We start from the raw sequence: 22316 nt of genomic DNA, 5'->3' as shown, positions 1-22316 counted from the left end.
CCCCGTCTGCTGTTCCGTACCTTCGTACCTTCGTCTGCCCGCTTACTGCGCGTACAGCAGGATGTCGTAGATGAAGCGGGTGCCCCAGCCCAGGTTCTCGATGCTGATTCGCTCGTCGTTGCCGTGCATCATCTTCTGGTGCTCGGCGTTCTCTACGCGGAACGGGTCCAGGCCGTAGGTGACGATGCCCAGCCTGCGGTAGGTGGGGCGGTCGCTGGCGGCGGTGAACATGGGCGTGGTAACCAGCGCGCCGGGATCGCGCTCCCGCGCGGCGCGCTCGATGGCGCGGAACAGGTCCGTGTCCACCGGGTTCTCCAGCGGCGTCTTGGGCGCCATGATCGTGGTCCAGGTGATCCCGCTGTCCGCCGCGATGGTCTTGAGCCGCGCCAGCACGGTGTCGGGATCGGCGCTGGGGAGCAGCCGGATGTCGATCTCGGCCACCGCCTCGGCGGGGATCACGTTGGTCTTGCTGCTGCCGTTGACCACGGTGAGCGAGATGGTGTTGCGCAGGATGGCGTTCCAGTACACGTCCGACAGGATCCATTCCCGCGCGGCCGGGTTCGCCAGGGCGCCGCGCACGTCCGCCAGCCAGGCGCGCTGCTGCCCCTCGTAGTTGCGCGAGATGTCGCGGAAGTACTTGTCCACCCCCGGCGTAACCTCCAGCGGCGTCTGGTACTCGGCGATGCGGGCGAGCGCGGCCACCAGCCGCGGCACCGGGTTCTCGCGCGTGGGCCGGGACGCGTGGCTGGGCGTGCCGGTGACGCGCAGCCGCTGCCAGAAGGTGCGCTTTTCCGCCACGCCCACGCCGTAGAACTGCAGCCGGCCGTCCTGGATGGGGATGTCGCCGCCCTCGGTGATCAGGTACTCCACGTCGCGCAGCAGCTCCGGGTGCCGGTCCACGAACGCCACCGCGCCCGTGGAGCCCAGCTCCTCGTCCGCGTTGGCGATGTAGACGATGTCGCGCGTAAGCCGCACGCCGCTGCGCTTGAGGGCGATCATCGCCAGCAGGTGCGCCACGCCGTCGCCCTTCATGTCGATGGCGCCGCGCCCCCACACGTACCCGTCGCGCACCAGCCCGCTCAGCGGGTCCACCGTCCAGTGCTGCGCCGACGCCGGCACCACGTCCATGTGGTGGACGAGGGCGATCGCCCGCTTGGACCCGTCCCCCCGCAGCCGGGCGTACAGGTTGGCGCGCCCGGCGCCCAGCACCTCCTCGTCCAGGACCTGCGCCTCGATTCCCTCGCGGCGCAGGATGGCCGCCAGGAACTCCGCGCCCGCCTTTTCGTTCCCCGGCGGGTTGGTGGTGTTGACGCGGATGTAGTCCGACAGCACCTGCACCGCCTCGTCCCGCAGCGCATTCCAGTCCACCGGGCGCGCGGACTGGGCCCGCGTGGGCGCGGCGATGAGGATCAGCGGAATCAGAAGGAGAAGCCTGCGCATCATCGGCGTTCCTGGATCGGGGAGTGGGGTGGGTCCGCGAAGATAAGCCGCCGCCCGCGCGCCGGGTAGATTTCGCCGCGAACGCGGAGGCCCGCGTCCGTTCGCCGCGACGCGGGCCTCTGCACGTGGAGCCGATCCTGTCGCGGGCGCTACTCCGCCGAATGCCGCGGCTCGGCGGCGGCGAGCGGCGCCGGGACGTCGGCTTCCAGGATCGTGCACCCGTACGGGCAGCTGCGCGAGTTGCACCATTCGGTGATGCGCGAGTCGTGGCCGTGCACGGTGCCGTGCGTGCCGGCCAAGCCGCCGAGCTCGAACGATTCGACGAGCAGCGCATCGAGGTGAAGAGCAAGCTTCCGCATGGACTTCTCCGGGGCTGGGGTGGGTGGGGAGAACCAGCAACGCCGAATGGCGGCCCACCGGCTCACGCGTTCCGCGATTTGCAGTTTCCACGGCGCAAAAGACACGCCCGATCCCCTCGCTCCTTCCCTCGCGGATGCGAGAAAGCCCGGCCCGTTCGCGTGGATGCAGGCGTTTCCGCGGGTCCGGGCAGGCTGCGCCCTGTCCCTGCAACCTGTCCCCTTCCGTTTCTTTCATGATCTGCTGATCCGTGCGCGGCGGACGAGCATTTCCGCACTTTGCGCATCTGTCAACGCACGTTGAGCTTGGCAGTTCACGGCCATCCCGCTGACTGCCGGCGCTTCGTGGCAGTCCGCCCCACGCCGCAGCCATGCTCAACGCGCGACATCCGTCGCGGTCGTCCGGCCACAGGGCGGCTGACCTACCCCGGATGCCGTGTCAGCGCCGGCCATGATGGATGAGCAGATGGAGTCCGGCCGGAGAGAAATCCGGCAGGCGCGACCATCTGATCCGAACGACGGTGAGGCGAATTCCCGGCCCAGTAGACCTTTATTCCTTGCAACGCTTTCCATCATGGACTTCCGCCTGTCCCACCATCTGAGCGCCGCCGTCCTGGCCGCCAGCCTCCTGGTCCACCCCGCGTCCGGCGCACAGACGCGCGGGGTGCAGTTCACCGACACGACACCGGTGGCCGTCGCGCTGCCCCCCGGCGGGAAGGCCACGATCACGCTCGGCGTCCAGAACCCGCTCCGCACGGGGGTAGGCGTTGGCGATGCGCGGTTCTACTTCGTGGGCGCCGTGGCGCCGGCGGTGCGGGCGACGCTAGGGGCCACGAGGATGGATCCCGGTGCGGTCGCCACGCTGCAGCTGGTGCTGACGGACCCGGGGCGCCAGGGCATCGAGGGCACCGGGTACGTGACGGTGGCCACGGACTCGGGCGTGATCACGCGTGTGGTGCAGATCGCGCGGCCGGCGGCAAAGGCGCCCCTGGCCAGCTGGACGACTACCACCACGCTGGGATGCGTGAAGGTGATGCCGGGCTGCCACCAGCCGTCGCTGCCGCTCGACGGGGATTCGGGCGAGCCCGGCGAGCTTCTGCGCAAGGCGGACGACAGCTACAACGGCATAGCCAGCGTCCGGGTCGCCGCGCGTGACGGTGCGGGGGGCGCGCGTGCGCTGCGGGTGGATGGACTTGACGGGCCGGGCACCTACCGTGGCCCCCTGCGGGTTGGGGCCGCCTCCGTTGATCTTACCCTGCACGCGCGGCACTGGGTGGGATGGCTGGTGGTGACGCTGATCGCGGGGGTGCTCACGGGCATGTGGCTGTCGCACTACACCAGCGCACGGCGGGCGATCTGGGAGTTCCGCGCACGCTGGGGCGAGCTGGACGAGCGGCTGCACGCGCTCGCCGTGGCCGACGGACTGACGCCGGAGACCAGCGGCGTGCGCCTGCGCTTGGCCGACGCGCTGCGGTCCGTGAACGCCCTGGGCTCCGCCGCGTTCAAGGAAGTCGAGCAGCAGCCCGGGTACGTGGAGGCGGTCGGCCAGTTGCGGGCCGCCGAAGCGTCGCTGGCCGCGTGGTCGGGGCTGTCGGCGAAGCTCTCGCGCGTGCGCCAGGCGCTGCTGGACGCCGAGGGCGCGCTGGCGGGTGCGCGCCAGCCCCCCACCTACGACGGCGTGCGCCTCGATGCGCCCGCGATGCTGCCGTGGGCGCGCTCGCTGATCGCTGCCCGCAGGCTGCCGCTGGACAAGGCCGCCGAGCTGTCGGCCCGCCTGGACGAAGCACCGGGCGCGCTGGAGCAGGTCGTCGCGCTCAACCGCACCGCGGGGGAGGCGCTCGACGAGATCGCGGTGCTGCGCGGCAGGATGCCCGAACCGCTGGGGACCGAAACGCTGCGGCCCATCGAGGAAAAGCTGGGCGAGGCGTGGTGGGAGGTGTGGCGGTCCGAGAGCCCCGCGGCGCTTCAGGCCCGCCAGACCGAAGCCGAGATGGGTGACGTGCAGCGGCAGCTGGCCCGGCTCGGCCACCATCTGGTGACCGGGCTGGAGGGCCGGGATGAGCTCCAGGGCGCGGGATTCGACGCGGTGGACCGGCAGGCGGAGAAATCGCGAAGGGCGGCCCGCGAAGCCGAGGCAAAAGCCCGGGAAGCCGAGGCGAAGGCCCTGGAACCGGAAGCGGACGCGGAGCTCGACCGGTTCCGGAAGCCGCGCCGGTGGCGGGAGCGGATCAAGGCGTGGGACTGGACCTTTCTCGCTCTCGCGACGGGCCTGGCCGTCCTGAGCGGGCTCAAGCAGTTCTACTTCGATAAGCAGTTCTTCGGCACGCCGGCGGACTATGTGGGCGCCATCCTGTGGGGCTTCGGCGTGAAGACCGCCCTGGACCTGGTCGTGGCGACGGCCGGCAAGTTCTTCGGCGCGCGGAGCGGCGCCGCGGCCGCCCCGGCGCCGCGTGCGGCAGCACCCGCGGGTCCGTGACGGCGGGGAGGGAAACACTTCCTCAGATGGCAGACGGGGCCGTCCGCATTCGCGCGGACGGCCCCGTCTTCATCTTTCTCTCGTACCGGCGTACTTCCGGCGAACCTCCGCCGGGCCGGATTACAGCGTCGACTTGAACAGCAGGCGGTTGGGCGTGCCGGTCGGGTTGCCGGTGATCACGTTGGCCGTGGCGTTGGTGACGATCCAGTTGCGCACGGTGGAGTACGACTGGTCGCCGTAGGTGGCCTTGTACAGCGCGCCTACGCCCGCCACGTGCGGCGATGCCATCGAGGTGCCGCTGATGGTGCTGGTCTGGGTGTCGGTCTGGTACCACGCGCTGGTGATGCTGCTGCCCGGGGCGTACAGTTCCACGCAGCTTCCCCAGTTGCTGAACGACGACTTGGCGTCGGTGCTGGTGGACGACGCCACGGTGGTCACCGTGCTGGCGCGGGCCGGCGAGCGGGTGCAGGCATCCACGTTCTCGTTGCCGGCGGCCACGGCCACGAACACGCCCGCGTTCGACAGGCGGTTCACCGCGTCGTCCGTCGCCTGGCTGGCGCCGCCGCCCAGCGACAGGTTGGCCACGGCCGGCTTGACGTGGTTGGCGGTCACCCAGTCCACGCCCGCGATGATGGTGCTGTTGGCGCTGCCGCCGCTGCAGGTGAACACCTTGACCGCGCGGATGCGCACCGCCTTGGCGACGCCGTAGGTCTTGCCGCCCACCGTGCCGGCCACGTGCGTGCCGTGCCCGTTGCAGTCCGCCGCCTGGCCGTCGCCGGTGGCGTTGTAGACGTTCTGCGCGCGGGTGGTGTTGTCGGGGTTGCGGAACTCGCTGTGCGTGGCGCGCACGCCCGTGTCGATAACGTACGCGTAGATGTTGCTTGCCGTCGCCGTGTAGGTGTAGGTGCCCGAGAGCGGCCGCGCGCGCTGGTCGATGCGGTCGATGCCCCAAGTGGCGCCCGACTGGGTGGCGGCGACTTCGGCCACCTGGTCCTGCTCGACGTACGCCACGGCCGGGTTGTGGCGAAGCGCGTTCAGCTGGCCCGCGTTCAGCGAGGCGGAAAAGCCGTTGAGCGCGGCCGTGTACACGTGGCCCGGCTGCACGCCGGCCACCGCGGCCACCGAGCGGGGATCGGCCCCTTCGTTCAGCACCACGATGTACGCGCCCTCGATGGCGCGTCCGCTCGCGGCGTAGTGCACCGGCGCGCCTTCGCCCTGCACCGAGGCCGTGGGGGCGGTCTGGTCCGAGCAGGCGGCGAGCGCAAACGCGCCCAGGAGCAGGGGGGTGTTGCGGAGCTTCATGTGCGTCCTCCAGGGGGGTGGGAAAGCGCGCCGCCACAGGCGTGGGGCGAACCGCGGCGTTCGCCGGGCCGTGGCACAAAACGTCGCGATGTGCGGAGCAGGGGAGGCACAACCAGGGCCAGCCGGTACTTTTCGGCCAACCCGTTGGGTTGGAAAGATTTGCGATTTTTGGCCCATGGGAACGCCGGTGTGAACCGGTGCAAAGCGTCCGCGCGGCGCACCGGAACGGTGCTGTGAGCACCACGCGTGTTTTCACGGAAAGTGAAAAGGGCGCGCCACGGGCTGCGGGGCGTGTCTTTCCGCCGGTTGGACGCCGCGCCCGGACGTTGAAGCGGAAGCGCGGGGCGTCGCCGTCCTCGACGACGCACTCCCCGCATTCATGGCCGGCGGGTGACGTGGATGGGTTCCGGCGGCCCCTGCACCGCCCCGTAGCGCAGTCGGCCGGGCGCGGTGATGCCGACTCCGGGTGAAAATTGTGCAAACCTTGGAGCAGCGGGAGGCGCGCGGCCCGGGTCGTGCCCTGCGGGTGCACGGAGCTTGCCTGGGGGCGGCATCGCCAGCGGGCGGCGTGGCGGGGCCGGCGGAGAATCCGGGCGGAGCAGGATGCGAGGGGAACATGGGTGTACGTGCTACACGGCAGGCGGTGCCGGGCGGTTCTCGTGATCAGGCAGAGATGGAAAAGGTGTACGGCGCGGGGCAGGGCGGCGGTGCGCGCGGACGGCGGAAGGCGGCGGAGGGGAGCGCGCGGCGCGAGCCGGCCGCGCGCACGATCCGCGTGCTGGTGGTGGACGACGACCGGGTGGACCGGCTGGCGCTGCGGCGCGCGCTGGCCGAGGCCGCGGGGGTGCACGAGTTCCGCGAGGCCGACGCGGTGCTCGCGGCCATCGACCTGCTGACCGCCGAGCGCTTCGACTGCGTGTTCCTGGACTACAACCTCCCGGACGGCGACGGCCTGACGTTCCTGCGGGGGGTGCGGGCGGCCGGCATCTCCGTGCCCGTGGTCATGCTTACCGGCCAGCAGGACGACCAGATCGCCGCGCAGCTCGCCGAGTCGGGCGCGGCGGACTACATCGACAAGTCGGACCTTACCCCCGCCCGGCTGCTGCAGGCGCTGCGGCGCGCGATTCCCGCCGGCGAGGGCGGCCCGGACGCCGCACCGCGCCCCAACCCGTGACTTTTGAGGACGACGTGACCGACAGCTCCAGCGCACCGGCCGGCGTGGGCGGCCCCCTGGACGACGCGGCGCACTACCGGCGGCAGCTGGAGACGGTGGCGCAGAACGCCACCCTGGCCCTGTTCATCATGGACGAGCACCAGCGGTGCACGTACATGAACCGCGCGGCCGAACAGATGACCGGCTTCAGCCTGGCCGAGCTGCAGGGGCGCGCGCTGCACTACTACGTGCACCACACCTACCCCGACGGCCGCCCGTATCCGCTGGAGGAGTGCCCCATCGACCGCGCGTTCCCGCAGAACATGCGCGAGCAGGGCGAAGAGGTGTTCGTGCACAAGGACGGCCACTTCTACCCCGTGGCCTTTACCGCCAGCCCCATCCGCGACGGCGGCCGCACGGTGGGCACCATCATCGAGGCGCGCGACATCACGCGCGAGCGGCACGAGCAGGCCGAGCGCGAGCGGCTGCTCGATGAGCTGCGGATGGAGCGGGCCCGGCTCGCCACCGTCTTTCAGCAGGCGCCGGCGTTCATCGCCACGGTGCGCGGGCCGGACCACGTGTTCGAGATGGCCAACCCCGTCTACGCCCAGCTCGTGGGCCACCGCGACATCCTGGGCCGCCCCGTGCGCGAGGCGCTTCCCGAAGCCGCGGAGCAGGGGTTCGTGGCGCTGCTGGACCAGGTGTACCGCAGCGGCGAGCCCTTCGTGGGCAACGGAATGCGCATCCTGCTGGAGCGCACCCCCGGCGCGGCCCCCGAAGAGCGCTTCCTGAACTTCGTCTACCAGCCGCTGGTCGAGGCGGACGGCTCGGTTTCGGGGATCCTGGCCCACGGCGTCGACGTCACCGAGCAGGTGGAGTCGCAGCGCCGGCTCGAAGAGCAGGCGGTCGAGATCGAGGCGCAGAAGGAAGAGCTGCAGCTGCAGGCCGGGCGGATGGAAGAGGTGCAGGTGGAGCTGGAGCTTTCCAACGAGGAGCTGCAGGAGACCAACGAGAGCCTTGCCCGCGAGCGGGCGCACCTGGCGGCCATCATCGAGCACGCGCCGGTGGGCATCGTCATCGCCGAGGCGCCCTCGGGGCGCATCGTGCTGGGCAACCGGCGCGTGGAAGAGATCTTCCGCCATCCGGCCCTTCGTTCGGAACGCGTGGAGGAGTACGCCGCCTGGGTGGGCTTTCACCCCGACGGGCGGCAGGTGCAGGCGCACGAGTACCCGCTGGCCCGGGTGCTGGCCACGGGCCGCGCCGCCGGACCCGACGAGTACCTGTACCAGCGGGGCGACGGCACCCGCGCCTGGGTGCAGATCACCGGCGTCCCCATCCGCGACGCCGCGGGGGCGCTTACCGGCGGCCTGGCCGTCATCGACGACATCGACGCCGAGCGGCGGGGCCGGGAAGAGCGCGAGCGGCTGATCCGCGAGCTGGAGGCCGAGCGCGCGCGCCTGCGCACCATCCTGACCGAGGCCCCGGCGCAGATCGCGGTGGTGCGGGGGCCGGAGTACGTCTTCGAGTTCGCCAACCCGCGCTACCTGGCCAGCGCGGGGGGGCGCGAGGTGCTGGGGAGGCCCGCGCTGCAGGTGTTTCCCGAGCTGGCCAGCCAGGGGTTCCGGGAGATGCTGGACACGGCGTACCACGGCGGCGAGCCGCTGTCGCTGGAAGAGGTGCCGGCCGCCGTGGACCGCGACGGCACGGGGGTGATGGAGGAGGGCTACTACAACCTGGTCCTGCAGCCGCTGCGCGACGCCGACGGAAACGTGGAAGCCCTGCTCAGCCACACCATCGACGTGACCGGGCAGGTGCGCGCGCGGCGCAGCGTGGAGCAGCTGGAAGAGCGGCTTCGCCTGGCGCTCGACGCCGCCGAGCTGGGGATCTTCGACTGGGACCTGGCCGGCGACGAGCTCAGCTGGGACGTCCGCACGCGGCGGATCTTCGGAATGCCCGGCGAGGGCGCCATCACCATGGACGCCTTTCGCGAGCGGGTGCACCCCGGCGACCTGGAGCGGGTGAACCGCGAGGTGGAGGTGGCGCTGGACCCGGCCGGCACCGGCGACTTCGCCAGCGTGTACCGCGTGGCGCTTCCGGGGCAGGAGCTGCGCTGGGTGCGCGCCGCGGGGCGGGTGTACTTCGAGGGCCAGGGAGAGCAGCGCCGCGGCGTGCGCTTTCTGGGGACGGTGCAGGACGTGACCGGGCGCCAGCAGGCCGAGGCCGAGCGCGAGCGGCTGCTGCGGGAGATGGAGACCGGGCGGGCGCGGCTGCAGCAGATCTTTACCGAGGCGCCGGCCGTGATGGCGCTGTACACCGGCCCGGAGCACGTCATCACCATGGTGAACCCCACCTGGGAGCAGACGGTGGGCAAGCCCGGCGCGGTGGGCCGGCCCTTTCGCGAGGTCTTTCCGGAGTTCGCCGGGACGGGGCTCTTCGAGCTGCTGGACCGGGTGTACGAGACCGGCGAGCCGTTCGTGGACCCCGAGGTCAACGTGCCCCTGGAGCGCTTCGGCAGCGGGGTGCTGGAGGACAGCTACTGGAACCTGGTCTGGCGGCCGCTGGCGGGCGAGGGGCCGCAGGGGCGCGACGTGCTGGTGCATGCCGTCGACGTGACGGCCCAGGTGCGCGCGCGGCGCGAGGTGGAAGAAAAGGCCGAGCAGCTGGCGCGGGCGGCGCGCGCGCTGGAGGCCAGCAACCAGGAGCTGGACCAGTTCGCGTACGTGGCCAGCCACGACCTCAAGGCCCCGCTGCGCGGCATCGCCAACCTGGCCACCTGGATCACCGAGGACCTGGGCGACGCGGCCAGCGGCGAGGTGCAGGAGCACCTGGAGCTGCTGCAGGGGCGGGTGCACCGCATGGAGGGGCTGATCGACGGCGTGCTGCAGTACTCGCGCGCGGGGCGGGTGCGGCAGCGGCCCGTGCGGGTGGACGCGGGCGAGCTGGTGCACGAGGTGGTGGACCTGATCGCGCCCCCGGAGAGCGTCCGGGTACAGGTGGACGAAGGGATGCCCGCGCTGTGGACGGAGCGGCTTCCCCTGCAGCAGGTGTTCATGAACCTGATCGGCAACGCGGTCAAGTACGCCGGCGGCGGCGCCCCGCTGGTGCAGGTTTCCGCGCGCGAGGCGGGCGACCAGTGGGAGTTCGCCGTGCGCGACAACGGCCCCGGGATCGCGCCCGAGTACCACGAGCGCATCTTCGGGATCTTCCAGACGCTGGAGGCGCGCGACAAGGTCGAGGGCACCGGCATCGGCCTTTCCATCGTCCGAAAGCTGGTGGAGAGCCGCGGCGGGCGCGTGTGGGTGGAATCGGAAGTGGGGGCGGGAAGCACGTTCCGCTTCCTGTGGCCCCGGTCAACCGAGGAGGGCTCCGGGCATGAATGACAGGCTTTTCAACATCCTGCTGGTGGAGGACGACGAGCTGGACGTGAAGAACATCCGGCGCGCGTTCAAGAAGGGGAACATCACCAACCCGCTGTACGTGGCGGGCAACGGCCTCGAGGCGCTGGAGATGCTGCGGGGCGACGAGATGCCCCGGTCGCGGCGGCTGGTGCTGCTGGACCTGAACATGCCGCGGATGAACGGAATCGAGTTCCTGCGGGAGCTGCGCGCCGACCCCGAGCTGAGCCCCACGGTGGTGGTGGTGCTCACCACCTCCGACGCCGAGCGCGACAAGGTCGAGGCGTACAACCTCCACGTGGCGGGCTACATGCTCAAGCCCGTCACCTTCGCGAACTTCTGCGAGACCATGGCGTCGCTCAACAAGTACTGGGCGCTCGTGGAGATGCCGTGACGTGACCCCGGGCCGCGGGCGCGTACCGAATCCGGGAAAACAACACCTTCAGGGGTACAGAGGAACAGAGTCAGACAGAGTAAGCCAAGATGATATTTCAGCTCGCTTTCTCTGTCTGACTCTGTTCCTCTGTACGACCATTCTTTTTTCAGGACCTGGGATGAGACAGGTCTTTGCCGGAACGGGAAAAGGCGCGCCCCAGGTGCGGGGCGCGCCTTTCCGTCGTGGTTGCGGGCCGCGTTCAGACGTTGAAGCGGAAGAGCAGGATGTCGCCGTCCTTGACGACGTACTCCTTGCCCTCGGAGCGCATCAGCCCCTGCTCGCGGGCGGCCTTGACGGAGCCCAGCTTCTCGAAGTCGGCGAAGGCCACCGTCTCGGCGCGGATGAAGCCGCGCTCGAAGTCGCTGTGGATGACGCCCGCCGCCTCGGGCGCCTTGGCGCCGATGGGGATCTCCCAGGCGCGAACTTCCTTTTCGCCGGCGGTAAAGTACACCTGCAGCCCCAGCAGCCGGTAGCCGCCGCGGATCAGCGTGTGCAGGCCGGGCTCCGCCAGTCCCAGCGACGACAGGAACTCCTGCCGCTCTTCATCCGGAAGCTCCGCCAGCTCGCTTTCGATCTTGCTGCTGATGGGGATGACCTCGGCGTGCTCGCCGCTTTCCTGCACCGCCTGGCGCAGCGCGCGAACGTGCGCGTTGTCGCCCTCGGGAAGGTCGTCCTCGGCCACGTTGGCCAGGTAGACCACCGGCTTGGAGGTCAGCAGGTTGTACGAGCGCATGATGCGCGACTCGTCGTCACTGGCCTCCACCACGCGGGCGGGCTGCCCCTGGTCCAGTGTGGCCACCAGCCGCTCCAGCAGCCCCAGCTCCGCCAGCGCCTCGCGGTCGTTGCCGCGCGCCGCCTTGCGGGCCTTCTCCAGCCGCTTCTCGACCACGGCCAGGTCCGCCAGCGCCAGCTCCAGGTTGATGACCTCGCGATCACGCACCGGGTCAACGTCGCCCATCACGTGCACCACGTCGGGGTCGTCGAAGCAGCGCACCACGTGCACCACGGCGTCGGTCTCGCGGATGTTGGCGAGGAACTGGTTGCCCAGCCCCTCGCCCTCCGAGGCGCCCTTCACCAGCCCGGCGATGTCGACGAACTGCACGGTGGCGCGCAGCACCCGCTGCGGCTGCACCTTTTCGGCGAGCAGGTCCACGCGCGGGTCCGGCACCTCGACCATGCCCACGTTGGGCTCCACGGTGCAGAACGGGTAGTTGGCCGCGTCCGCGCCCGCCGCGGTCAGCGCGTTGAACAGCGTGGACTTGCCCACGTTGGGCAGTCCCACGATCCCAAGCTTCAGCATATCGATCGACCGGATTCCAGTATCATCCACAAACGAACGGGCCGGGCACCCATCCGGGGCCCGGCCGTGCGGAAAACGTACATCTGCAGGCGGATGCAGTCAACCCGCCCTTGCCAGATCCTGAAAAAGAATGATCGTACAGAGGAACAGAGTCAGACAGAGAAAGCGAGTTCCTCTGTCTGACTCTGTTCCTCTGTACCCCAACTTCTGTTTTACCAAGCCAGGCAGCAACGAAAAGGCTCCCGCGATGCATGGGAGCCTCCGTTCGTCTCGTTGCGATACGCCCGTCAGCCAAAGAGCGCTGTGACTACCTGGAGCAGCGCCTCCATGCTCTCCGGCTCCAGCGCGTCGCGGGTGCCGGCGCCGCGGTTGATGGGCAGGCTCAGCAGCCAGGGGACCAGGGCCAGCGAAACCAGGCTCATCAGCTTGATCAGGATGTTCATCGACGGCCCGGCCGTGTCCTTGAACGGGTCGCCGATGCTGTCGCCCACCACCGCCGCGGCGTGCGCTTCGGAGCCGCGGCCTCGGCCGCTGCCGACCAGGCCCGTCTCGATCTGCTGCCGGGCCATGTCCCACGCGCTGCCCGCGTTGGCCATGAACAGCGCCAGCAGCACGCCCGTCACCGTGGCGCCCGCCAGCATGCCGCCCAGCGCCTCGACCCCCAGCCCCGCGCCCACCACCACCGGCGCCGCCACCGCCAGCACGCCCGGGGCAATCATCTCGCGCAGCGCGTGGCGCGTGGCCACGTCCACCGTGGCGGCGGAGTCGGGCGCCACCGTGCCCTCCATGATGCCGGGGTTGGCCGAGAACTGCCGCCGCACCTCCGCGATCACCGCCCCCGCCGCCTTGGTCACCGAGGTGATGGTGAGCGCGGCCACGGCGAACGGAATGGCGCCGCCGATCAGGAACCCGATCACCACCACGGGATCCACCAGGTTGATCCCCTCGAGCCCCACCCACGACGCGTAGGCCGCGTACAGCGCGATGGCCGTGAGCGCCGCCGAGCAGATGGAAAAGGCGGTGATGACCGAGCCGGACTCCTTGCCCGCCGTGTGCAGCTCGTCGGTGATGCGGCGCGCGTCGGGCCCCAGGTGCCCCAGCTGCACGATGCCGCCCGCGTTGTCGGCGATGGGGCCAAAGGCGTGCACCGCCATGGTGATCCCCACCGTCGCCAGCATCCCCACGGCCGAAAGCGCGATGCCGTACAGGCCGGAGGTGGCATACGCCACGCCCACGGCCCCGCACACCACCAGCACCGCCGGCACGGAGGACTGCAGCCCGGCCGAGATCCCCGCCAGCACGTTGGCCGCCGGCCCCGCCGCCGACGCGTCGGCGATGCGCCGCGCCGCCGCCGGGCCGGTGAACGCCGCCGTCAGCGCGCCCACCGCCACGCCCGCCAGCGAGCCGGCCAGCAGCGCCCAGAAGGGCCCCAGGTAGCCGTACACGCGCCCCGTGGTCTCGTCCGCCATGTCGAAGCCCAGCGCAAAGACGATCCCCAGCATCCCCAGCAGGAAGATCGCCGCGGCGGCCAGCTGCACCGTCCGCAGCGCCTGCGCGGGCTTCTCCGGCTTCAGGTAGTTGAGCAGGAATACGCCCGCGATGGAGGCGATCAGCCCCACCGTGATGGCGAACAGGGGCAGCGAGACGGCGGCGATGCGGTTCTCGTATCCGCCCAGCGTGGCCTCCGTCATCCCCACCGCGATGGTGGCGATGACGGCGGCGATGCAGCTTTCGAAGAGGTCGGCGCCCATCCCCGCGCTGTCGCCCGCGCAGTCGCCCACCAGGTCGGCGATGGTGGCCGGGTTGCGCGCATCGTCCTCGGGGATGCCGCTCTCCACCTTGCCCACCAGGTCCGCGCCCATGTCCGCGGCCTTGCTGAAGATGCCGCCGCCCACGCGGGCAAAGAGGGCGATGCTGCTGGCCCCCATGGCAAAGCCGCTGACGATCTCGGCGAACTCGCGAAAGCGGATCTCCTCGTACACGCCCGGCTGGCGGATGCCCAGCAGGAACAGGAGCCCCGCGCCCAGCACGGCCAGCGACGCCACCGCCAGCCCCGCCACCGCGCCGCCCGAGAAGCCCGTCCGCAGCGCCGCGGGGAGGCCGGGGTAGCGCGCCGCCTCGGCCGTGCGCACGTTGGCGCGCACCGCCGCGAACAGCCCGCTGAACGCCGCCGCCATGGCGCACAGCGCGCCGCCGGCGAACGCCGCCGCCGTCCGGGCCCCCGCCGCCACGAACAGCAGCGCGGCCGCCGCCACGACGAACACGCCCAGCACGATGCCGACGCGCCGGGCAAAGGCCAGCGCGCCGGACTGGATCTGGGCGGCAAGCCCGCGCATCACCTCGTTGCCGGGCGGCAGCTTGCGCAGCCGGTCCCAGATGAAGAAGGTGACGCCGAGCCCCAGCAGGCCCAGGGTCCACAGCCAGTCGGTAAGGATGGTCAGGTCCACGGCGGCGTCCACGGCAGGGAGTGGGCCGGATGACCGCGCCGGAAGGGAGGGTCCGGCGGCGGAAGACGAAAAGAAAGTGCGTGAGTGCGGGAGTGCGTCAGTGCGGTAGTTCGCGAAGGCGCAATCCTTTCCGGATATCCGCGGAGCAGGCGTGCGCGATGGGCAAACTCACGCACTCACGCACTTCCGCACTCACGCACTTTTCAGTTGTTGCAGGCATCCATCGCGGCCTCGATGCCGTCGCGCATCCAGACCTCCACGCCGCGGATCAGGTCGGGAAAGCGTTCTTCCAGCAGCTTGCGGTCGGACCGGGGCATGGCGCCCAGCACCCAGTCGGCCAGGTCCATGGCCGGGGGCTTTGCGCCCACGCCCAGGCGCAGCCGCGGGTAGTCCTTGGTGCCCAGCGTCTGCTCGATGGACTTGAGGCCGTTGTGGCCGCCGGCACTGCCGCTGGGGCGAAAGCGCACCCGGCCCGGCTCCAGCGCGACGTCGTCCACCACCACCAGCAGGTCCTTCGTAAGGTCCAGCGCGTTCATCCGCTTCAGCGGCACCAGCACGCCGCCGCTGCGGTTCATGTACGTCAGCGGCTTGATGAGCCGCACCTGGAACGGCTCCACGCGGGTGGTGGCGTTGGCCTGGGCTTTTTCCGCCCGGAACCTGGGGATGCCCCAGCTTTGCGCCAGGGCGTCCAGGAACCACCACCCGGCGTTGTGCCGCGTGTTTTCGTACTCGCGGCCGGGGTTTCCCAGCCCCACGATGACTTTGGCCCCGGCCACGTCGTCCTCTCGCGATGCGGAGAGGAGCGCCCGAAGGCGCTCCAGCACCCCGCCGATCAGTCCTCGTCGCCCTTGCGGGCCTTCAGCACCTCGGGCTCCGCGGGGGTCTCCTCGGCGTCCAGCGCCGACTCCGCGGCGGCCGACGCCACGACCGACGCGATGGGCAGCTCGGCGTCCTGCAGGAAGCGCACGCCCTCGACCGCCGGCACGTCACCCACGCGCACCGACTCGCCCAGCCCCAGGTTGCTCACGTCGATCTCCACCCCGTCGGGGATGTTGCCCGGCAGGCACTCCACGTCCAGGTCGTACAGCACGTGGTCCAGGATGCCGCCGTCGGTGTGCACGCCCACGGGCGTGCCCGTCAGCCGCACCGGGATCTTTACGTGCAGCGTCTCGCGCGCGTTCACGTGAAAGAAGTCCACGTGCAGCGCCTCGGGCTTGTACGGGTGCATCTGCACGTCGCGCAGCAGCACGTCCTGCAGCCCCTCGCCCTCGATGTCCAGGCGCACCAGGGTGTTCTCCACGTTCACCGAGGCGATCAGCAGCCCCAGCTCGTGCGCGTTCACCGCGAGCGGGCGGGCCGTCTCGCCGTGGCCATACAGGACACCGGGCACCTGGCCGGTCGCGCGCAGCTTGCGCGCGACGCCCTTGCCCGAATTCTGGCGAAGCGTGGCCTTGAGCGTTGCGGATGAAGCCATCATGTACCTCCAGTCTGCGGGAGCGGCCCCGCTGGCCATCCGGCCACCGGCAGTCCCGCTCCGCGTCAAATCACATCGAACCTACTCGAACAGCGAGCTTACCGACTCGTTGCTGTGCGTGTAGCGAATCGCGCGCCCAAGCAGCTCGCCGACGGAGATCACCGTCAGCCCGGGAAAGCGCTTTTCCTGCGGCACCGGCACCGTGTCGGTAACCACGATCTCCTTGAACGGCGCCTTCGACAGCCGCTCCACCGCGGGGCCCGAAAGCAGGGCGTGGGTGGCGCAGGCGTAGATGTCCTGAGCGCCCAGCGCCTTGAGCGCGTGCGCCGCCTCGGCCATGGTCCCCGCCGTGTCGATCATGTCGTCGCTGAGCAGGCAGTCCTTGCCCTCCACCTCGCCGATCACGTTCATCACCTCGGCCACGTTGGCCTGCGGGCGGCGCTTGTCGATGATCCCCATCGTCGCGTCGAGCCGCTTGGCGAACCCGCGCGCCATCTTGGCCGATCCCACGTCCGGCGAGATCACCACCAGGTTGGTGAGCCGCTTTTCGCGGAAGTAGCGCGTAAAGACGGGCGACGCGTACAGGTGGTCGACGGGGATGTCGAAGAAGCCCTGGATCTGGTGCTGGTGAAAGTCCACCGACAGCAGCCGGTCGGCGCCGGCCGAGTGGATCATGTTGGCCATCAGCTTGGCGCCGATGGCCACGCGGGGCTGGTCCTTGCGGTCCTGCCGCGCGTAGCCGAAGTAGGGGACCACCGCGTGGATGCGGGCGGCCGAGGCGCGGCGGGCGGCATCGATCAGCAGCAGCAGCTCGATGATGTTGTCGCCGGGCGCGGTGGTGCTCTGGATGATGAACAGGTCGCGTCCGCGGACGTTCTCGTCGATGCGGACGAAGATCTCGCCGTCGGAGAACTTCTTGATGGTCACTTCGCCCAGCGGATAGTCCAGATAGCGGGCGATCTCCTGGGCGAGCGGACGGTTGGCCGTGCCGGCCAGCAGCATGGGTCCACCGCTCGCGAACGGATCCGGCATGTGCGCGGCGTCAGGTTCGAGGTTTCGGAAACGAGACGGTTAGAATAGGACGCCCCGCCGGGGACCGTCAATGGGGAGGGGGAGATGCGCCGCAGGGGCGCCGCGTCTTTCGACGAGCGCCCCTGCCGTGCCTCCGGTCGATGGATCGAGGTGTTTTCGAACGATGGAGCGCGGTGATTCCGTACGATGGAACCAGGTGCGGAGTGATCGGGAGGAGCGAGGTGCCGTGCCGGGGCAAGGGCGAATGAATTCGCTGCAACAACCACACGACGTCCGCCTTCGCGGACAGGCGGCCCCGGTGTTCAGGGAGCGTGTGGTGGGCGCCCGGGTTTCCCAGCTCCCGCGGGGCGCACCGCCAACCCTGCGCCCCGCCGTGAACCCCCCGGCCCCCAGGCGAATGAATTCGCGGCTGGGACAACGCGATGTCGGCCTTCGCCGACGGGTCGTATGCCGCACGCATGCCGTGGTGTGCCGGTGAAGCCCCGCGCAGTTTGCGGGGTATTCCGTAACGTCTGCGCAAGTCTAGTGTTTGCAGGCACTTAGCCTCACGCTCCCTGCAATCTGTCAGTTGATCCTGTCAGTTGAGCGAAATTCGCTCCTTTTAGGCCGCAACGCTCTCGCGAGTGCACCGCTTGCGGCCCGGCTTCCCTCCCTCCAGCGCGGCCACGGCCTCGCGCAGAGTGGGAACGTCTACGTAATCGTAGACGCGGCGCATCGTCTCCCACGTAGTGCCCGCAAGCTCCTCCTGCACGGCCGGGTCCAGCTTGCGAAACTTGGGGTCCCGGATGCCTGCGCGCTTCTCGCCGTGGTAGCCAAGGCGCGGGATGTTGAGTCCTTGCGCCTTCTTGGTGGCCCGCATCCAGTTGTCCAAGCGGCTGCGGCGCACCGGCCGGGTGGGGTCGCCCTCCTCCGGAATCAGCCACGGAGAGCCGTCTAAGCCCTCTTCGCGGCGGTTGGCTAGGGCAAGCTCTATCACCTCCACCGCGCGCCTTGTAAGGGGCGTTACGCGCGTTTTTCCTACCTTGTCCTTCTCGCCCTGCCACTGCACCAGCCCGGCGGCAAGGTCAATGTCAGAGATTGCGAGTTGACGCACGCTGTTCATGCGGCGGCGCGTCTCCCGGCACAGGTCCAGAACGGCGGCCATGCGCCAGTTTCCCGCGTGCTTGGTAAGCCGCGCGTGTAGCTCCTTGGTCATTTCCTGCCGCACCGGCGTATCCGCCGGGGGCAAGGGGAAGCCCTCCCAAGGGTTCCGGAGCAAGAGCACGCTACCGTCGTCGCGCTCTACTTTCGCCCAGGTGAAGACAGCCCGCAAGAAGCGAATGTCGTTGCGTAGCGTCTGGCCCTTGGCTTTCAGGGGGAAACCGGGGATCGTTCCCTCCTTCCGCGCGCGGATAAACTCGTTATACCGCACGCGTCCCATTTCCGTAACCGGGCGTCCGTCTGGTCCGATCCGCTCAACGATGGCGTTGCGGCCGAAGTGAGCAAGGAACATGCGCCGGTCGGTGTCGTTCTGCCGCTGCGTGTCGGGCTTCTTGTGCGGCACGGCCTCGGCAAAGTACAGGTCGAACAGCTTGCCAAGCGTAAGGGGCCCGGTCCCCTTAGACAGGCCTGTAACGGGGCCGCTCGGCGCCTCTCCAAACTGCTTGGCAACCTCCTCGGCCTTGTTCATCGCCTGTAGACGGGTCTTGATCCCCGCACGCGTGAGGTTGATACGCTCCCGCTTCCTCTGCTGCGTGCCCGTCTTGGGGTCAATGACTGGCAAACCCTGATTGTCAAACACCGGCTCAAAGTATTCCAACTTGAGCGGGCCCCCTACACCGTCCTCATAGACGCGGATGCGGTTTGCACCCTTCTTACCGGTGGTGTAGCTCCACGTCTGCGGCTGGGGCTTCGTCTGGTTCTTCGCCATCGTCCTAGCTCCTGTAGAGCGATGGCGCGCGCTACCGACCCCTTTAATATAGCGAGTTATTGCAGGTTGCGCAATACCTTCGTATTGCATAGAACGCGAGTTATTCCGCGCCATTGCTGCCCCCGTAGATCACTTTACGGACAATGTCCATGCGCGATACCGGCGCATCCGTATTGCGGTATTGCGGCACCTCGTCGTCCGCTGGGGCGGCGGCGCCCGGCTTGCGCGGCAGGTCGGCCAGGCGGAACGCGGGCGCGGCCTTGGTGCCCACGTTGGGCAGCTTGCCGGAGCGGCACAGGCGCCGCAGGTGGCCGCGCGTGAATCCGGTGAGCTCTACGGCGCGGTCCAGCGTGACAACGGAGTGCGGGCGCGCGCGCTCGTCGGCGTCGAGCTGCGCGGCGCACGCCTCCAGCACGGCGGCAATGTGCTCGGCGCCATAGCTGCGCAGGATCTCGGCGTGCGCGCGCCAGAGGGCGGCGCGCTCGGTGGCGGGGAGTGCGGGGGGTATCTGGATCATGCGCGCGCCTCCCTCCGCCGGAGCGGGCCGGTGGACCGCGCCCCGCCCCCGCACGGCAGGCCGCCGGAGCGGACCGGAGCCGCGCCCCCGCACCGATCACACACGCCGCGCGAAAAGGTGGGGGTGTGGGGGGCCCTGCCCCCCACAAAAGCGCGCCGCAGGCGACCTACCCGCCGTAGCGAGCTTGCGAGCGCAGGCGATAGCGAGCCTAAGCGAGCGTAACCGCTGGGCCCAGCGTGCGCGCCGATGCACGCGGCAGCGGCACGGGCTCCGCGTGCGGGTCGTTGCCGGAAACCGTTGTGACGGGCGCAGCCCGTCAAGTCAGCGGAACGGGAGAAACCAGAACCGGCGGCAGGGTGCCGGGGTTGTGGGGCGACGGGCGAAGGGACCTTCGATCTATCCCGTAGCCCGGCGCCCCACCCGCCCGCGCAGCGGGCGCGCCGTTGGGGTCTCGGGAGATACAGGGGGTGTGGCAAGGGACGGCGGGGGCTAGGGTTACGCTCGGGCTGCACTCGCCCTGTGATACCCCGTATGCCCCCGCACAAGCCGCGTGAGGGATTCGCGCCCGGAGGGCCGGGACGGCACCGCCACGGCTGTTTGTGGCGGTGCTGGCCCGGCGCAGTTGGGCGACGTTGTTTGTCGCCCTACTGCGCGCGAAGCCCGGCCCGGAGCGCAGCGGAGGGACACGCCCGCCCCCAAACCCGGTTGGATGTAGCGAACGCTTCACGTAGATTCCATACGGAACGATCGCTGAACTACTGACCCACGGTCGAGAGGGGAGATTCGATGTTCGAAGGGGGAACGACACCCGGCGCGATCACGGACACGATCCGGCAGCTTTGCAATCAACTTGTTCCAAATATCCCGCCACGTTATCTCCCTGTCACGCCGGTTACCGGAGCCGAGCCGCAGGACTGTTTCGAAGTTGTTGCGCAGCACGTCCGAAATAACGGCGGCAGAATCTGCTATGGATGGCAGATATGGGAGTGGCCGAACGTCATGCTGGAAGCCGAATTTCACGCGGTGTGGGAGGATCGTGACGGTAAGCTGCATGACCTAACGCCAAAGCTCTCATTGGTGGAACGCGTCCTCTTTCTGCCGGACGCGACGCGAGTCTACAATGGCAGGCCGGTAAAAAGTGTTCTGCATGTACTGTCCCCTTCACCAGCAATCGAATCATTCATCGACGCTTGCGATGCCGAGTTCGAGTTGATGAACCGGGGAGACCGTGCGGAGCAGCACGGAGAAATCATACTCTCAGGTGCGGAAGTCAGCGAGTACGAAACCATTCAGCGCCAAAAGCTGCTAGCTTACATGCAGATCACCGGACATTCAGACCTCCTTCCGCCGCCACGGAACGTGCTGGATGCTGTGAAAGCCGGCCGCAATGATCCGTGTCCTTGTGGGAGCGGCAAGAAGGTGAAGAAGTGCCATCGCGAACTAGCGATGTAAACGAGCGGGGGCTCACTTAACGACCACGAAAGGCAAAAGGGTATGGCGATCAAAGACAATCACTACGTCGTGGATTTCCACTTCATAGATGACTTCCGTTGCATACGTCCTCTGAGCGAGGCGGTGCGCGATCCGCACTACGATGAGCAAGAGTCTCCAGCAAGCCGTGAGGAGGAGCAGCAGCTTCGCTCCGAGCTTGCAGCGTTCTTTACTGACGCAGGCTGGGAGGGAGACGGTGAAATTGGGTGCATTTTCGTTGCACCGTGTTTATTCGGTGGCGAGGATGGATGGTGCAAGACCATCTATCACGTCAAGCAAAGCAATAACGGCACCTCGTGGCTGGCTATCCCGAAAGATATGCGCCTTAGCCTCCCGAAGGGCTGGCTTGCCCAGCAATGATGGCCTATCGTGCGCGACGCACGGAGCGACCTACGGCAACGGATGATGCCCCCACCAAACGCCAGCGCGGCGCCGCAGGACAGCGGCGCCGCGCACGCTTTTCGGGTTCCTCAAATGTCGAGCCCGCGCCGCTCGCGGGACACGGCCGGGCGCCTGCTCCGGTCTAGCTCTAGCTCCACCTCCACGCCCTGTCCGCGAATCCATACCGGGTCTTCGCCAGAGTGCTTGCGGCTGGCGCGGAAAGCCTCCTCGATGAGCCCGGCGGCCTCCGCCGGGAGCATGGCGGCAAGCTGGTCCCTGACCTTGGGGAGCGGGTTGCGCTCGTCGCGCGGCTCGTCCACGTCGCGTCGCCGCATCAGCACGGCGATGAGGCGCCCCGCCTCGTCCACCGGCTTGCCGTAGCGCTGAGGACGCGCAACGGCCTCGGCCGCCGCCCGCATCTTGACCATGCGGGCGCGGGCGCGGAACGTGGGCCCCGCCTTCGCCACCTTGCGCTTGACGCGCGCCTCAATCACGGCGTCGAAGCAGCGCAGCAGGGAGGGTAGCCCAATCTCGCGGGCCATCGTCGTATCGTTGTAGGGGAACACGCCGAAGCGGGTCAGGCGGACGGAGTAGAGCCGCCCGAACGTCTGCGGCTTCTCCTCCAGCACGCGCCGCGTGGCCTCGGCGCCCCGCCGCCGGACGGACCGCCAGATGTTGCGGCAGGCGGGCCCCGGCACCGCGTAGACGTAGGCCGCGCGGTTGACCATCGCGGCAACCTGCTGGCGCGCCTCGTGGCGCGGCTGGCGCAACCACTCGTAGTCGTTGGCGGCGATGCTCGCGAAGCTGTCCGCCTCGGTGCGCCGGGCCTCGGCCTCGCGCCACTCCCATTCGGTGCGGAGGGTGGTTGCGATGGTCCAGAGCAGCGCACGCGGGCGGCGCTCGTACATGGTCCAGTAGAGGAGGGCGGCATCAGCGGCCACGGCGCCGTCCGCGTGCTCCGACTTGAGCGGGCCGTAAATGTCCGGCAAGACCGTCATGCGCGAAATCGCGTCCTCGTCCAAGCCGACGATCAAGCGCAACTCCCGGCGAGCGACCATCGGGAACAGGAACAGGTCACGCATCGCGGCGACGTAGCCGCGGGCCGCGGCGCCGTACAGGCGGCGCTCGCGCGTGGGGTGGAGGGGGGTGTTTGCACGCTGGATCATACGGGGCCTTCCTCGGGCTGGGGTGTGTGGCGGTGTGGAAC

17 protein-coding genes are annotated in these 22316 nt (G+C 69.4%); 6 read left to right on the top strand and 11 right to left on the bottom strand.

Translation table 11 applies throughout. The features are described from left to right. Positions 1-42: 42 nt before the first annotated feature. Together VGC13_RS24465 and VGC13_RS24460 are read right to left on the bottom strand one after the other, a co-directional pair. A complete protein-coding gene (locus VGC13_RS24465) occupies positions 43-1443 on the bottom strand; it encodes a M20/M25/M40 family metallo-hydrolase (RefSeq protein WP_331127932.1) in 1401 nt (466 codons plus the stop codon). A 146-nt stretch (positions 1444-1589) separates the two neighbouring features. Then, complete coding sequence (locus tag VGC13_RS24460) at positions 1590-1799, bottom strand: hypothetical protein (RefSeq protein ID WP_331127931.1); 210 nt, start codon at positions 1797-1799, stop codon at positions 1590-1592. Positions 1800-2370: 571 nt separating this feature from the next. Between VGC13_RS24460 and VGC13_RS24455 the strand changes: the two genes are divergently transcribed. Next, positions 2371-4272 (top strand): hypothetical protein, encoded by a 1902-nt coding sequence (locus VGC13_RS24455; RefSeq protein ID WP_331127930.1) that lies wholly within the window; start codon positions 2371-2373, stop codon positions 4270-4272. A 120-nt stretch (positions 4273-4392) separates the two neighbouring features. On the opposite strand, the gene VGC13_RS24450 is transcribed toward VGC13_RS24455, so the two are convergent. Further along, on the bottom strand, positions 4393-5574 hold the full coding sequence (locus tag VGC13_RS24450) for a S8 family peptidase (RefSeq protein WP_331127929.1): 1182 nt from the start codon (positions 5572-5574) through the stop codon (positions 4393-4395). A 673-nt stretch (positions 5575-6247) separates the two neighbouring features. Between VGC13_RS24450 and VGC13_RS24445 the strand changes: the two genes are divergently transcribed. The 3 genes from VGC13_RS24445 to VGC13_RS24435 are packed head-to-tail and all read left to right on the top strand — an operon-like array spanning position 6248 to position 10516. After that, a complete protein-coding gene (locus tag VGC13_RS24445) occupies positions 6248-6748 on the top strand; it encodes a response regulator (protein ID WP_331127928.1) in 501 nt (166 codons plus the stop codon). 14 nt (positions 6749-6762) lie between these two features. Then, complete coding sequence (locus VGC13_RS24440) at positions 6763-10107, top strand: PAS domain S-box protein (protein WP_331127927.1); 3345 nt, start codon at positions 6763-6765, stop codon at positions 10105-10107. Next, entirely contained in the window at positions 10100-10516 is a 417-nt protein-coding gene (locus VGC13_RS24435; protein ID WP_331127926.1) for a response regulator, read from the top strand. Before VGC13_RS24440 ends, VGC13_RS24435 begins: the two co-directional genes overlap by 8 nt. Positions 10517-10757: 241 nt before the next feature. Here VGC13_RS24435 and ychF read toward each other — a convergent pair whose 3' ends face one another. The 7 genes from ychF to VGC13_RS24400 form a co-directional block, all read right to left on the bottom strand. Continuing rightward, positions 10758-11858: a redox-regulated ATPase YchF gene (gene ychF, locus VGC13_RS24430; RefSeq protein ID WP_331127925.1), complete on the bottom strand. Its 1101-nt coding sequence runs from the start codon at positions 11856-11858 to the stop codon at positions 10758-10760. 287 nt (positions 11859-12145) lie between these two features. Beyond that, complete coding sequence (locus VGC13_RS24425) at positions 12146-14305, bottom strand: sodium-translocating pyrophosphatase (protein ID WP_331127924.1); 2160 nt, start codon at positions 14303-14305, stop codon at positions 12146-12148. 203 nt (positions 14306-14508) lie between these two features. After that, positions 14509-15081, bottom strand: a complete 573-nt coding sequence (gene pth / locus VGC13_RS24420) for an aminoacyl-tRNA hydrolase (protein WP_331127923.1) — start codon at positions 15079-15081, stop codon at positions 14509-14511. A gap of 56 nt (positions 15082-15137) precedes the next feature. Beyond that, complete coding sequence (locus VGC13_RS24415) at positions 15138-15779, bottom strand: 50S ribosomal protein L25 (RefSeq protein ID WP_331127922.1); 642 nt, start codon at positions 15777-15779, stop codon at positions 15138-15140. Between the two features lie 81 nt (positions 15780-15860). After that, positions 15861-16811: a ribose-phosphate pyrophosphokinase gene (locus tag VGC13_RS24410; RefSeq protein ID WP_331127921.1), complete on the bottom strand. Its 951-nt coding sequence runs from the start codon at positions 16809-16811 to the stop codon at positions 15861-15863. Between the two features lie 601 nt (positions 16812-17412). Beyond that, positions 17413-18720: a tyrosine-type recombinase/integrase gene (locus tag VGC13_RS24405; RefSeq protein WP_331127920.1), complete on the bottom strand. Its 1308-nt coding sequence runs from the start codon at positions 18718-18720 to the stop codon at positions 17413-17415. 100 nt (positions 18721-18820) lie between these two features. Further along, positions 18821-19237, bottom strand: a complete 417-nt coding sequence (locus VGC13_RS24400) for a hypothetical protein (protein ID WP_331127919.1) — start codon at positions 19235-19237, stop codon at positions 18821-18823. Positions 19238-20023: 786 nt separating this feature from the next. On the opposite strand from VGC13_RS24400, the gene VGC13_RS24395 reads away from it, so the two are divergent. Beyond that, positions 20024-20689 (top strand): SEC-C metal-binding domain-containing protein, encoded by a 666-nt coding sequence (locus tag VGC13_RS24395; RefSeq protein WP_331127918.1) that lies wholly within the window; start codon positions 20024-20026, stop codon positions 20687-20689. 42 nt (positions 20690-20731) lie between these two features. Then, positions 20732-21088 carry a hypothetical protein gene (locus VGC13_RS24390; protein ID WP_331127917.1) on the top strand — a complete coding sequence of 119 codons (357 nt, stop codon included), beginning with the start codon at positions 20732-20734 and terminating at the stop codon, positions 21086-21088. Between the two features lie 110 nt (positions 21089-21198). Here VGC13_RS24390 and VGC13_RS24385 read toward each other — a convergent pair whose 3' ends face one another. Further along, entirely contained in the window at positions 21199-22275 is a 1077-nt protein-coding gene (locus tag VGC13_RS24385; protein ID WP_331127916.1) for a hypothetical protein, read from the bottom strand. Positions 22276-22316: the final 41 nt, after the last annotated feature.

This window comes from Longimicrobium sp., from assembly GCF_036399255.1.
Taxonomy (GTDB): domain Bacteria; phylum Gemmatimonadota; class Gemmatimonadetes; order Longimicrobiales; family Longimicrobiaceae; genus Longimicrobium.
The sequence above is the reverse complement of the archived record's forward strand: the minus strand, read 5'-3'. Positions and strand labels throughout refer to the sequence as shown.

Bases quoted from the DNA above. Each gene is read 5' to 3' on its own strand.
- VGC13_RS24465 (WP_331127932.1), bottom strand. From the start codon at position 1,443: ATGATGCGCAGGCTTCTCCTTCTGATTCCGCTGATCCTCATCGCCGCG.
- VGC13_RS24460 (WP_331127931.1), bottom strand. From the start codon at position 1,799: ATGCGGAAGCTTGCTCTTCACCTCGATGCGCTGCTCGTCGAATCGTTC.
- VGC13_RS24455 (WP_331127930.1), top strand. From the start codon at position 2,371: ATGGACTTCCGCCTGTCCCACCATCTGAGCGCCGCCGTCCTGGCCGCC.
- VGC13_RS24450 (WP_331127929.1), bottom strand. From the start codon at position 5,574: ATGAAGCTCCGCAACACCCCCCTGCTCCTGGGCGCGTTTGCGCTCGCC.
- VGC13_RS24445 (WP_331127928.1), top strand. From the start codon at position 6,248: ATGGAAAAGGTGTACGGCGCGGGGCAGGGCGGCGGTGCGCGCGGACGG.
- VGC13_RS24435 (WP_331127926.1), top strand. From the start codon at position 10,100: ATGAATGACAGGCTTTTCAACATCCTGCTGGTGGAGGACGACGAGCTG.
- ychF (WP_331127925.1), bottom strand. From the start codon at position 11,858: ATGCTGAAGCTTGGGATCGTGGGACTGCCCAACGTGGGCAAGTCCACG.
- VGC13_RS24415 (WP_331127922.1), bottom strand. From the start codon at position 15,779: ATGGCTTCATCCGCAACGCTCAAGGCCACGCTTCGCCAGAATTCGGGC.
- VGC13_RS24410 (WP_331127921.1), bottom strand. From the start codon at position 16,811: ATGCCGGATCCGTTCGCGAGCGGTGGACCCATGCTGCTGGCCGGCACG.
- VGC13_RS24405 (WP_331127920.1), bottom strand. From the start codon at position 18,720: ATGGCGAAGAACCAGACGAAGCCCCAGCCGCAGACGTGGAGCTACACC.
- VGC13_RS24400 (WP_331127919.1), bottom strand. From the start codon at position 19,237: ATGATCCAGATACCCCCCGCACTCCCCGCCACCGAGCGCGCCGCCCTC.
- VGC13_RS24395 (WP_331127918.1), top strand. From the start codon at position 20,024: ATGTTCGAAGGGGGAACGACACCCGGCGCGATCACGGACACGATCCGG.
- VGC13_RS24390 (WP_331127917.1), top strand. From the start codon at position 20,732: ATGGCGATCAAAGACAATCACTACGTCGTGGATTTCCACTTCATAGAT.
- VGC13_RS24385 (WP_331127916.1), bottom strand. From the start codon at position 22,275: ATGATCCAGCGTGCAAACACCCCCCTCCACCCCACGCGCGAGCGCCGC.